This window comes from Aphanizomenon sp. UHCC 0183 (assembly GCF_009712065.1).
GTDB classification, from domain to species: Bacteria; Cyanobacteriota; Cyanobacteriia; order Cyanobacteriales; family Nostocaceae; genus Dolichospermum; species Dolichospermum heterosporum.
In genome coordinates this window covers 36,469-48,384 of sequence record NZ_VILC01000007.1, presented here as the reverse complement: position 1 = coordinate 48,384, position 11,916 = coordinate 36,469, and the positions used below count along the sequence as shown (strand labels likewise).

The window sequence follows — 11,916 nt, the reverse complement described above, 5'->3', positions numbered from 1 at the left end:
CCTGAATATCCTCTTAAAGTAATTTCTCTCCCCGGCGGTAAATTTCCTGGGCGTAGTCCGTCCAAGTACCTTGCCCCCAATAACGAAAACAGCTAGTTTGTAATAAGAGATTATGCAATAGCAGTTGGCGGTAGTGACTGTCTTGAGTCAAATTTACACTGGATTGATCTGATAATAAATCGTCGAATTTCTCATGAAATAAATTGCTCAATTTGTACATGGGAGATAAAACATTTTCGTATCCTTGCACCCAACTAATATGATTAGTCCATGATGCCCCATCAATATGAAAATTGGGGTGTTTTTTTTTCAGTTCTTGAATCACATTTTCTACAACATCTGGTTGATAATTATCTTCGGCAATTTGCGCCCAGATTTGATGTTGCCCACTTGCTTGACAAATAGGAAAGTCTTCGGGTTGACAACCTGCTGCTGCTAATAATTCTAAATATTCTGTACCGCAAACACCAACAACACCAGTTTTACCTCCCCCATTTTGCACCATATCCCCCCAAGCTCGTTGAAAACCGCCGGGAAATTCATTCATCATTACACCACCATTTTCACCATCACCTATTTGACTAACTATGGGGGGTACAACAACATCACCTAATTTTTGTTTAGATAAAGTTTTGGCTTCATAATATGGCTGCATTTGGGCAACTAATTTAGTATCTGAACCTTGGGTTTTAATCAATGCAGTAATACTAATTTCTTCTCCGTAGGAATTGCGAGCTATTAACCGATGGGGTAAATGTTTAGAATTTAAAGGCTGACCATTAATTGTTTCTACAGTATGTTCTTGCACTAATAACCAACGATAACCACATTCTTTCAATGCTTTAATAAATGCAAATAAGGTATCTGGATGGTTTGGTAAGTGCATTTCTGGAGGGGAAAATCCTTTGACTCTTGCTAATGCTTCCCATCCGAAAATTGCCGCAAAATAATGTTGCCAAGTGATAATGTGTAGTTTAATATCTGCTATAGGTGTGGAAGGGATGACGGCATGACTCCACATAGTCCCCAACCATTCCACATAGGGTTGGTAGGTAGGATTGCAAGTGATGTGTTTGAGATTATCTAGAATATCACTTCTGCCCATTTGTACCAATCCCCATAAAAGATTACCAGAATAATCCAACATCACACGGGGATTACAACCTTGTGCAACTAATTCAGGAATGAAATCTCCCATGCGACTATAACAACTAGCAAAAGGGGCAGCATTGTGGTTATCTCCCTCTTGCTGATGTGTAAACATATATTGCAAATTGCTGATTAATGCACCATTATTCCCGGCTGGGATAGTGGGTTGGTGCATATGTAGAGCGATCGCAAATACTGCATTAATATCTGCTAATTTCAGATTAGTAATCGGTAAAAAAATAGGTTCATTGTGGTTAACTACAGTCAACACTTCCTTTTCCCAACCGCAGATATTTGGCAGATCATCAATAATTTCGGGTAATGTAGGTATATTTGGTAATTTAAACATTCATAATGCCTCAAACATAATGTATAACTAACAATCTTGCACCGAAATTGGATCATCGTCATAAAATGCCATTAAAAAGCCGCGTTTATGTTTGTCCTGATTGTGGACATACAGAGGATCGTGACCTCAACGCAGCTAAGAATATTGACCGATGGTTTGTGGATATTTTTATCCCTGTAGCGTAGCGGTTCTTTTTAGGAACTACGGTCAGAAACGGTAAGTTCTACCGAGATTGCCTGTGGAGCGGGCAAACAAGATTGGAAGTCATTCTAAGACCGCGATGAAGCAGGAAATAAACACTAAGATTATCGCTGTCCAGATGTGTCTAGACTTTGGTAATTTTGGGTAAGTTTTATAGAACGGTTTTCCAGACTTGATATTACTTATAACTTCTTCTAAATCCTCCTGATAGCGCAGGGTGGCGTTAGCCATACCCTGAATGGGCGCAGGCCCTGCGCCCCTACATCCTGATAGCGCAGGGTGGCGTTAGCCATACTTCTAGCCCTCACAGACAAGTTTTTGGTGCAAACCCTACTTAAGCATTTTTAGGACGAAGAGAAAACTGATCTTAAAAGTTTGAAATATTCCCAGATAAATATTCATATTACACAGCCAAGATCAATAATTGGAACCAGGTGGGTGGCCCCAATTTGCCGATCTAGCGTTATCAGTGCCGCGTTCATAATGAAGGCACTAGAGAACTTTTCGTCCCAGACGTATTGCATTTCATACCCGATTACCCAAAATCTGCTTGTGGTGGTCAAACAGATTGGTGAAGATGAGGAGCAGGCTGACAGAACTAATTACCCAACTTGGATTAGTTAGAATCCGCTAATACCTGTCATTGGTGTGTCCGAGAGTGGCAAGCTCTCAGTTAACATCTATCAATCTACTGCTCATTAGAGATTTGAACTACGTTCTAGCTGGCTCTATTGATAGATTCAGCGGGTAGGCAAATCAGATTATCTCCTTGGGTAAGGATTAAGCCACGTTGACGTAATTTACCCATTAAACGAGTGACAGTAACACGGGTTGAACCAATGGCGCTGCCAATTTGAGCATGGGTAAGGGGGAAGGGTAAGCAATAACCACGAATGACATCAGGATCGGTTTCGCTCATTGAAGGCTCTCCATATTCCTCAATCAGTAGGGTGAGGAATCCTAAGAGTCGGTCAATTGTACGACGTTGTCCTAAAGCGCTCAACCATAACAACTTGCGCTGGTGCTGATATCTAAAAGCATCCATAACTTCACGGCGGAAGTGAGGCCAGTTGTCTAGGTCATGCCAGTACATCCACAGCACTGCTGTTTGGTCAACGTGGGCGTAGGACTGGAGGGTGAATGGAGATTGAGCAACAATTTCAAAAGGTTGTCCTGCTCCCACAAAACCCAAGAAGGCTTCTTCGGGTGTTCTGTTAATGCGTCTAGATGTTAACTGACTAGCAGTAGCACTGACTTGGGCAGTTCCTACCATGCGGATAGCACCTCTTTGGACTAAATAGAGCAAACCAGGTCTAGCTGGAATGCGCTCGTCTTTACTGAAGGTGCGGCAGCGGTAGTGTTCTTGGGCCCAGTCAAGAATACGTTGCCAGGTTAAGAAAGGACGCGAAGCTTCGGAAAAGGAAGATGGAGATTGCATAGGTAACAAAGAGCTATTGGCTGAAAACAAAGACTTGATAAGAAAAGTGCAAGGAGTGTCTTTGTGTTAACGGGGTAGGCATAACGCCTAACAGCGCCAGCCCTCCAATGGGATAGAAAGCTAAATTGCTCTCTATTTTTTCTTATACTTCCTACTGTACAACAAGGGTAGTAAAGATTACCCATTTTTTATACATTATTTATCAAATTTCATCCTACTCTCATTTTTCCCGACATCAGTAAACTTCTATCTCAAGGTAGATGGAACAGGATAAAATGATGCACACCATAATTTTTTTACAAAAGGATACGTGTCGCATAGACTACTTTTTGGGCAAAATAAAGCAATTAAACAGTTAATAAATGGGTATTTAATGTCTTCTCTCAGTATTTTTACTAATAAGGAGGAAATTACAAGCATAAAAGGGATAAAAGTTCCTCTCTACCAAGGAGGATATAATCAAAAAATTTTATATATCTCTGGCGTGGCTATGAGAATATCAAAATCTCAGAATTTACCAGTTATGGACGGTGCTGGAGCTATGGCCACGCTTGCCGAAAGCATTGCCGGACATTTATCCCAAAACAGTGATAGTTTATTTAGGGTGAAAGTAGTTCCCCCCGGTGAGATTCATATAGAACTCATGGACTCTACTTTAGCTGCTTGGTTACAAAATTTAATAGTTGCCAAAAAAACTGGAGATTTGGTGAATAATTTTTTAGATGACCAATTACCAACTTCATTAAGTTCATTAAAGGTTTTTGCAATTCAATATGCTCATTCCCGCTGCTGTTCTTTGCTGCGCTTAGGACAAAATGAAGGATTGATTGAACTTGATAGGACAGATTTTAATGGTTTTATGGCTGTCAACTCTATACCTTTGCTAAATTGTGAGCAGAAACTTCTTCTTGATCACTTTGATGAGAGTTTTCTAATTTATCAATTAGTTAAGGTGGTAGATGATTTGGTTTGTGCTGATAGTAGTTCTATTGACTGGGAAAAGGCAGGTGGGAATTTAAGTCAAGCTTTTGAGCGGTTTTGGTGTAATTGTCGGATTTGGGGGGAAGTGAAAATTCATGATCCAGAATTAGCTCAAGCTCGCTTGGGATTGCTGATAGCAACTCAGTTGGTTTTAAGGTGTGTGTTAGAGGACAAGTTGGGAATTGTTGCACCTGTGGAACTTTAAGCGGTTATCGCCAGGATGCAATGCAATCGAGGGCGCAGGCCCTGCGCCCCTACAGGTTTTGCGATTTATTGATATTCACACAAACTTTACAAAATCTTTGAGAAATTATCTTGACAAAATAAATATCTCCGCATAAAATCGCAGGTGTGTGAGGAGCGAAATTAGGAAGGACACCGAGACGAAACACGGCCAGTCGTCGGTGTCTTTTCTTATGTGTAGAGTTTTAATTAAGTAAGAATTTTTCCATTGCTATGGCTGCACCATCTAATTCTACACTAGGTGCTACCCAGTGAGCGATCGCTTGCACTTCGGCTGGTGCGTCACCCATGGCGACACTAATGCCAGCATAACTGAGCATTTCTACATCATTGAAATTATCACCAATAGTCATGACATGATGACTTTCTAAACCTAGTATTTCTTCTGCTAGATAGCGGACAGCATTGCCTTTATTAACATGAGTATTAGCTGCTTCCAAGAAAGTAGCGACAGATGTTGTTATATATAATTCTGTGGGTTGATATCTGCGGCGTAAATTAGCCAAAAGTTGTTGAATTAAGTTTGCGTCATCACATAAGGCTAAAATTTTAGTGGGTGCATGATCTAATAGTTGACGTAAATCACCGACGGGAATGGCGTTTACACCACAGCGTTGTTGATAATTTTCCGTTTCTTTGGTAATTTCTCGGACATAAAGTTGGTCGTTGATGTAAAAATGCACGGAGAGGAGCGATCGCAAATCTGGCTGTTCAAAGTATTCTAGTAGTTGTAAGGCAATTTCTCTAGACACAGATAAATGACGGTGAATTTCCTGAGTATTTGGATCTTGAATCCAAGCGCCTTGATAAGCTACTAAAGGCAGTGTAGATCCAATTTCCTGATGAAACCGCAAAGCCGAGCAATACATTCTTCCTGTTGCTATAGCAACTTTAATTCCCTTTGTTTGTACAGCAGCAATCACTTCCTTGACAATATGACTGAGAGTATTGGAATGTCCAGCAATTGTCCCGTCTATATCTAAAACCAACAGTTTAATATCACTCACTTCAGCAGGCGCTTTGTGCATAAATTCCCCAAAATTGAAGTTCCAGTAAAAAGTTAACAGTAGAGACTTAAGTAGGTTGGCGTTGAAAATTATCGTTATAGCAAGGCAAGAGGCAAGAGGCAAGAGTAAAGAAGTTTTCAGCGATTTTACGTTTCTTTACACAGTTTGGTTTTATTGTGTTCACCTACTTAGTTGCGTAAACTTGATTATAAGGGAAATGATGATAATTACAAGAATTACAGCAAAACCAACCTGATTAATTTGTTTTAGGATTTTATTTTTCACTCTAAGTAGGTGAACAGAAAAATTTAAAGGTATGTGAAGAAAAGTAAAATCACTCAAAACTCTCTTCCTGTTCCCTGTTCCCTGTTCCCTGTTCCCTGTTCCCTGTTCCCTTGCCCCAACGACAATTTTTAACGCCCACCTACTTACTTTAGAAACAGAAATGGTTTAACAGATAAAATCATCCGTTCTAACTCAGGTTTATTGTGTATTAGAAGATCATGTCCCCATAATCCATTTCTGTTTTCAGCGCATTCTTTAGCAAGTTCTTCTCCGATATTCTGAAGACTTTTAATATGGTTAAAATTTTTAAGCACATCTTCTTTCAAATCTCTTGGTTCAGTTTTTACTCCCAGAATAAATACTCTATCTCTTAGATCCTCTGGAATATAATCTTTTGCATAACTAAATCTATCTTCTTGAGCATCGAAATCAATCAGCAATAACATATTTCTTTGTGGAAATTGTCGCATACTACTAATATGATTATTTTTAAATTCCTCTAGAACTTTTTTCCAACCACCAGCTATTCTCAAAGTTTGAATAACACCAAAATTTACACTTAAATCTTCTTTAAATCCATTAGCAATCTGACGATTATGATCATCTTCCGGTAAAATAATAAGGTGTGGATTATACTTGTCTACACTCATAATTCTATGTCTCCACAAATTAAAGCATTGATTAGATCACCACTACTGGGTATTTCACTAAGCAATCTAATTAAAGTTGGTTCTAAGTGACTTTTTCGATCTAGGAAAAAGGTATTTTCATCAGAGAATTCTCTAATTGCTTCAGGATTATGAGAAGTTACTAAAATTTGTCCACTATTTTTAAATGAACGTTGTAGAGATTTGGTAAAATGACCTACTTCTGATAGAGAAAGATAATTATCAGGTTCATCCCAAAAACAGAAAATTGGTCCATAGAATTTATTGGCAGCTAAGACCACAGCACAAAGAAAAAAGCATTTTTCACCATCTGATAAATCTTGAAAATCAACATTCAAAGTCGCATTGTTTTTTTCAAATCTAATAATTAGGGTTTTCAAGTCTTTACCAATAATTTCAGTGACAAAATCTTGAAAATCTGGCATAATATTTCGGAGATATTTGTCAATTTCTCTATAGGCAGCAGGATAACGACCAAGTATCCCAGAAAGCCATTCTCCAATATTTGAACCATCTCGCTTTGGTTCTAAAGTTTCACCAGAGGAATTTCCTATCATTGAACTGGGAATTGGTGCTAAAATAATCATCTCAGAAAGCCAATTCTTGAAAACATGAAGACTATCATTACCAATTATTGGCATTGCCACTAAATGCCAATCTACTAAAAACTGAGCTTCCTTATTTTGTGCGTTATCGTTATTATGAATAGTTACTTGGGCGGCTTTTCGAGAATAAATTAAATTTCCTGCAACTAGAAGTTGTTCTTCAAAAACTCGCAGTTCTTTAAATTTTTCTGGCAACTCCAATGCTAAGACATATTTATATAATTTATTTTTAAGTAATACTTCTATTTCTAATCGAATAGGAACGTCAGACTTGCCATGAGCGAAATCTTTGGGGCCAATAAGGCGAGGCTCTTTCTCAAGATCCCGCAATCTATTTGTACCTCTAGCAATAGATTGAAGTACCTCCAATGCCTTAGCAATAGTTGATTTACCTACACCATTTTTGCCAATCAAAAGAGCAGATGGCATCTCTTTCATGGTCAGTTCAAAGTTTTCTAAACATCTGAAGTTATTTACGTATAGTCTTTGTAGCATAATAAAATTATTCCTAGAACTGGAAACAGAAAAGCAACCCAAGCGTTGCTGTATTTTATCAACACCTGATTAATGGTAAGGAAGTTATCACAAAATTTAACAGTATAAGTAAAAATTATGTAAGGATGGTAATACTTTTAATATTCATAACTTATGATAATTCACCTTTAGATTTTCTTAAGAATTAATTGAGAATAATTTTTATTTAGCAACGAGCTTGCAATACTTTCAGCAATTTGGTAGGATTATCAAGAATTTCATAATTGGTTTTTTATTGTCAATTTTTTATAAGTCTGAGAAGGTTATCTTCAAAAGCCCTTATTTATGGTTATTTGAGAAATAAATTCTGAAAAATAATACAAAACTTTACTAATTAATAGCAAGTTCTGAGACGAATTTTTAGACAGGAATTATCTCGGAAATTATGTAGAACAAATATACTATTGACAGATAGGACGTTTTATGGATTAAAGGATGATTTTCGGTTGTATAAGTAATGAGACAGAATTAATTACACAATGTCATTGCGTTAGCGCAGCGTGGCGTTAGCCATATGGAACGAAGTGAAATTAAGCAATCACAACCCTTGCGATTGCTTCCCTTCGCTCGCAATGACTGTAAATATTTTTGTCCAATTACTTAGAGACTTCCAAGAAATAAATTATCCTAAGAAACGAACCACAGAGGCACAGAGTACACAGAGAGAGAATTTCTGCATCAGTTTTGGGACATTTTTTTATTTGGAAGTCTCTTATTAGTTCGTCAAATTTATTTTGATGGGTAATGATCGGAAAAAACGGCGTTGCTGATTAAGGGTATGAATTTTAGTCTCACGCAAAGGCGCAATCACGCTTCGTGATCTCGAAGAGTAGACGCACTGAGGTTTGATTTTTAAAGGTTCAATTTGGAAATTTCATACCTCGATTCAGCAACGCCAAAAAACTTCTGTTCTTCCCTCCTCCCCCTGCTTGCCTTCACCCGTCATTTTCGGGTTGATAGACTACTATGTTGCATATTAAATCTGGAGAAAAAAAATTAGAATGTAATAAGTTTCTAATTTGGTTAAGCAGTTGACTTTTAATTCTTCCGTGATCAACAAACCCATATTCATCCTTGTAGATGGACATTCTCTAGCTTTTCGTTCCTACTTTGCTTTTGCTAAAGGTAGAGACGGAGGACTTCGCACAAAAGCTGGTATCCCCACCAGTGTTTGTTTCGGTTTTATTAAATGTTTACTAGAGGTAATAGCCACACAACAGCCGCAAGCTATAGCTGTAGCTTTTGATTTGGCTTTACCTACTTTCCGTCATGAAGCTGATGATACTTACAAGGCTGGACGTGCGGAAACTCCAGAAGACTTTATTCCCGACTTAGAAAACCTCTATGAGTTATTACAAAGCTTAAATTTACCCATACTCACTGCACCTGGTTATGAAGCAGATGATGTACTAGGAACATTGGCACAAAAAGCCGCTACCTCTGGATATCGAGTTAAAATACTTTCCGGGGATAGGGATTTATTTCAACTAATTGATGCTGATAAAGAAATTACTGTTTTAAACTTCTCTCCGGAAGCATTAAAACGTTCTACAAATAGTATTGCTGAATTTAGAGCCGAAGAAGTAAAAGAGAAATTAGGAGTATTACCTACACAAGTTGTTGATTTTAAAGCCTTATGTGGTGACAAATCAGATAATATTCCCGGAGTTAAAGGAATTGGGGAAAAAACAGCAGTTCAATTATTAAATACTTATAATTCTTTGGAAGAAATTTATGCAGCTATAGATGATATTAAAGGTGCAACTCAGAAAAAACTAATTACTGGTAAAGAAGACGCAGAAAAATCTCGTTATTTAGCTAAGATAGTTTGTGATGTTCCCCTAGAAGTTGATTTAGAAGATTGTCAATTAACAGGTTTTGATAATAACTTGCTGATTCCGATTTTAGAGAAATTAGAGTTTAAAAGATTTTTAGAGACAATTAATGAAATACAACAAAAATTTGGCGGAGAAGTTGTAGAAAATAAGGTAGCGGAAATCACAGCAGAAACAGATGATGATTTGTGGTTTTTTAGTGCAGACGATACAGCACAAGAAATAAAACAAAATGCTTCACCAATTCAACCGCGTATTATTAATACAGAAGCTAAATTAACAGAATTGGTAAAACTTTTAAGAAAATTCACAAATCCAGAAAACCCAGTTGCTTGGGATACAGAAACTACTGCTTTAGAACCACGAGATGCGGATTTGGTGGGAATTGGTTGCTGTTGGGGAACGGAATCAGATGAACTTGCTTATATTCCCATTGGTCATAAAATCGGCGATAATTTAAGTCGAGATTTAGTATTAGAAGCACTGCGTCCGATTTTGGAAAGTGCTGATTATCCCAAGGCTTTACAAAATGCTAAATTTGATCGCTTAATTCTGCGGTGTCAAGGAATTAATTTAGCTGGAGTGGTTTTTGATACGATGTTAGCCAGTTATTTGATTAATCCCGATAGTAGTCATAATTTAAGTGATTTATCTTTGCGATATTTGGGATTGAGTGCGAAAAGCTATGGAGATTTAGTTCCTAAAGGAAAGACTATTGCTGATATTAGTATTGCTGCGGTTGCTGATTATTGCGGAATGGATGTTTATTCTACATTTGCATTAGTCTCGAAATTACGGGAAAAGTTAGTAGAAACTCCAACTTTATATAAACTATTAAATGAAGTTGAACAACCATTAGAGGAAGTTTTAGCGGAAGTTGAATATACAGGAGTTCGGATTAATTCAGATTATCTGCAAGAACTTTCACAGCAATTAGAAATAGAATTAGCCAAGTTAGAAATAATAGCTACTGAAATTGCTGGAGAAAAATTTAACTTAGGTTCTCCTAAACAATTGAGTCATATTCTTTTCGATAAATTAGGCTTGAGTACCAAATATTCTCGCAAAATTCAAACTGGTTATTCTACAGACGCAGCAACTTTAGAAAAACTCCAAGGAGTTGATAATACTGGATTTGTGGAAGCCATTATTGAAAATCGGACTTTGTCAAAATTAAAATCTACCTATGTAGATGCTTTACCAGCTTTGGTACATCCCAAAAGTCAAAGATTACATACTGATTTTAACCAAACTGCAACTTCTACAGGTAGGTTATCTTCTTCTCATCCCAATTTACAAAATATCCCGATTCGCACTGCTTTTAGCCGCCAAATTAGAAAAGCTTTTTTACCGGAATCAGGTTGGTTAATGGTAGCTGCTGATTACTCACAAATTGAGTTAAGGATTTTGGCGCATTTGAGTCAAGAACCTGTGTTAATTCAAGCTTATCAGCAAAATGAAGATATTCATACTGTGACGGCAAAATTAGTCTTTGAGAAAGAAGATATTTCTTCAGATGAACGGCGTTTTGCGAAGACGATTAATTTCGGAGTAATTTATGGGATGGGAGCGCAAAAATTCGCTAGAGAAACGGGGATAAATCCGATAGATGCGAAGTTATTTATTGAGCGATTTAATGAAAGATATGCCAATGTTTTTGCATATTTGGAGAAGGTGAAAAAAGAAGCGATCGCCTATGGTTATGTGGAAACTCTTTTGGGTAGACGACGTTATTTTGAGTTTACTAGTAATAGTTTACGGCAGTTAAAAGGTAGTAAGTTGGAAGATATTAATTTACAGAAATTAAAGAATTTAGGTCAATATGATGCTGGGTTACTCCGTTCTGCTGCTAATGCACCAATTCAAGGTTCTAGTGCAGATATTATCAAAATAGCAATGGTGCAATTGCATGAAGTTCTGAAGAAATATCAAGCGCGGTTGTTGTTGCAAGTTCATGATGAATTAGTGTTTGAAGTTCCTCCCCAAGAATGGGAAGAATTGCAACCACAAATTAAGTCGGTGATGGAAAATGCTGTTTCTTTATCTGTGCCTTTAGTTGTTGATATTCATGCAGGGGATAATTGGATGGAAACTAAGTAAGTAGGTTAGAATTGCGGATCATAAGCATTACGAGGGGAAAAGGGTCTGAATCACGGATTAGACGGATTGCGCTGATTTCACAGATTTTAGTAACTTTTATCATAGCAAACAACCTAATCCGCCCAATCTTTTAATCTCTATAATCTCCCATAGCGTCTCCCACAAAGGAGGAATAAGGGAACACCAAAAAATAAATTACCCAAACTCTTTCCCCCTGCCTTCCCCCAACGACAATTTTTAACGCTCACCTACTTACACCGTAGCAAAGCATCCGAGGGTTGGGGGAATCTCGATTAATTCTGATACTTTTCAAACATCCTCTAATCTCTAAGTAGGTTAGCATACCTTAAACTTATATCGAACCTGGTTACATTTTTTGTAACGGCAAAAATTATGTGTTGGGTTTCCTTCCAACTATAATTATTTTATGATAGTTCTTCCTTATCTATTTTATGATAACAAATTTAAAATCAATTGTCAACCCCCGCATCTTCTTTTTTGCGCGACTCAATTAAGAGATT

General features: G+C 37.4%; 8 protein-coding genes. 3 read left to right on the top strand and 5 right to left on the bottom strand.

From position 1 onward, the window contains the following. Positions 1-13: 13 nt before the first annotated feature. Positions 14-1,498 (bottom strand): glycosyl hydrolase family 57, encoded by a 1,485-nt coding sequence (locus tag FJR37_RS03515; protein ID WP_168465311.1) that lies wholly within the window; start codon positions 1,496-1,498, stop codon positions 14-16. Positions 1,499-1,563: 65 nt separating this feature from the next. On the opposite strand from FJR37_RS03515, the gene FJR37_RS03510 reads away from it, so the two are divergent. Beyond that, a complete protein-coding gene (locus FJR37_RS03510; protein ID WP_233455410.1) occupies positions 1,564-1,683 on the top strand; it encodes a transposase in 120 nt (39 codons plus the stop codon). Between the two features lie 734 nt (positions 1,684-2,417). Here the strand turns inward: FJR37_RS03510 and FJR37_RS03505 are convergent. Beyond that, on the bottom strand, positions 2,418-3,137 hold the full coding sequence (locus FJR37_RS03505; RefSeq protein ID WP_027401051.1) for a Crp/Fnr family transcriptional regulator: 720 nt from the start codon (positions 3,135-3,137) through the stop codon (positions 2,418-2,420). A gap of 373 nt (positions 3,138-3,510) precedes the next feature. On the opposite strand from FJR37_RS03505, the gene FJR37_RS03500 reads away from it, so the two are divergent. Next, complete coding sequence (locus FJR37_RS03500; protein ID WP_168465310.1) at positions 3,511-4,323, top strand: DALR anticodon-binding domain-containing protein; 813 nt, start codon at positions 3,511-3,513, stop codon at positions 4,321-4,323. Positions 4,324-4,546: 223 nt separating this feature from the next. On the opposite strand, the gene FJR37_RS03495 is transcribed toward FJR37_RS03500, so the two are convergent. The 3 genes from FJR37_RS03495 to FJR37_RS03485 form a co-directional block, all read right to left on the bottom strand. Next, positions 4,547-5,389 (bottom strand): Cof-type HAD-IIB family hydrolase, encoded by an 843-nt coding sequence (locus FJR37_RS03495; protein WP_168465309.1) that lies wholly within the window; start codon positions 5,387-5,389, stop codon positions 4,547-4,549. A gap of 407 nt (positions 5,390-5,796) precedes the next feature. Further along, positions 5,797-6,303, bottom strand: coding sequence for a hypothetical protein (locus FJR37_RS03490; protein ID WP_053539497.1), 507 nt, complete (start codon positions 6,301-6,303; stop codon positions 5,797-5,799). Then, positions 6,300-7,421, bottom strand: a complete 1,122-nt coding sequence (locus FJR37_RS03485) for an AAA family ATPase (protein ID WP_039201334.1) — start codon at positions 7,419-7,421, stop codon at positions 6,300-6,302. The genes FJR37_RS03490 and FJR37_RS03485 overlap by 4 nt, the downstream gene beginning before the upstream one ends. Before the next feature lie 1,070 nt (positions 7,422-8,491). Between FJR37_RS03485 and polA the strand changes: the two genes are divergently transcribed. Then, positions 8,492-11,395 (top strand): DNA polymerase I, encoded by a 2,904-nt coding sequence (gene polA / locus FJR37_RS03480; protein WP_039201339.1) that lies wholly within the window; start codon positions 8,492-8,494, stop codon positions 11,393-11,395. The last annotated feature ends 521 nt before the right edge of the window (positions 11,396-11,916 follow it).

What these genes read in the sequence shown, in the direction of transcription:
- FJR37_RS03510 (WP_233455410.1), top strand. Translation starts at nt 1,564, where the DNA reads ATGCCATTAAAAAGCCGCGTTTATGTTTGTCCTGATTGTGGACATACA.
- FJR37_RS03495 (WP_168465309.1), bottom strand. Translation starts at nt 5,389, where the DNA reads ATGCACAAAGCGCCTGCTGAAGTGAGTGATATTAAACTGTTGGTTTTA.
- FJR37_RS03500 (WP_168465310.1), top strand. Translation starts at nt 3,511, where the DNA reads ATGTCTTCTCTCAGTATTTTTACTAATAAGGAGGAAATTACAAGCATA.
- FJR37_RS03515 (WP_168465311.1), bottom strand. Translation starts at nt 1,498, where the DNA reads ATGTTTAAATTACCAAATATACCTACATTACCCGAAATTATTGATGAT.
- FJR37_RS03485 (WP_039201334.1), bottom strand. Translation starts at nt 7,421, where the DNA reads ATGCTACAAAGACTATACGTAAATAACTTCAGATGTTTAGAAAACTTT.
- FJR37_RS03490 (WP_053539497.1), bottom strand. Translation starts at nt 6,303, where the DNA reads ATGAGTGTAGACAAGTATAATCCACACCTTATTATTTTACCGGAAGAT.
- FJR37_RS03505 (WP_027401051.1), bottom strand. Translation starts at nt 3,137, where the DNA reads ATGCAATCTCCATCTTCCTTTTCCGAAGCTTCGCGTCCTTTCTTAACC.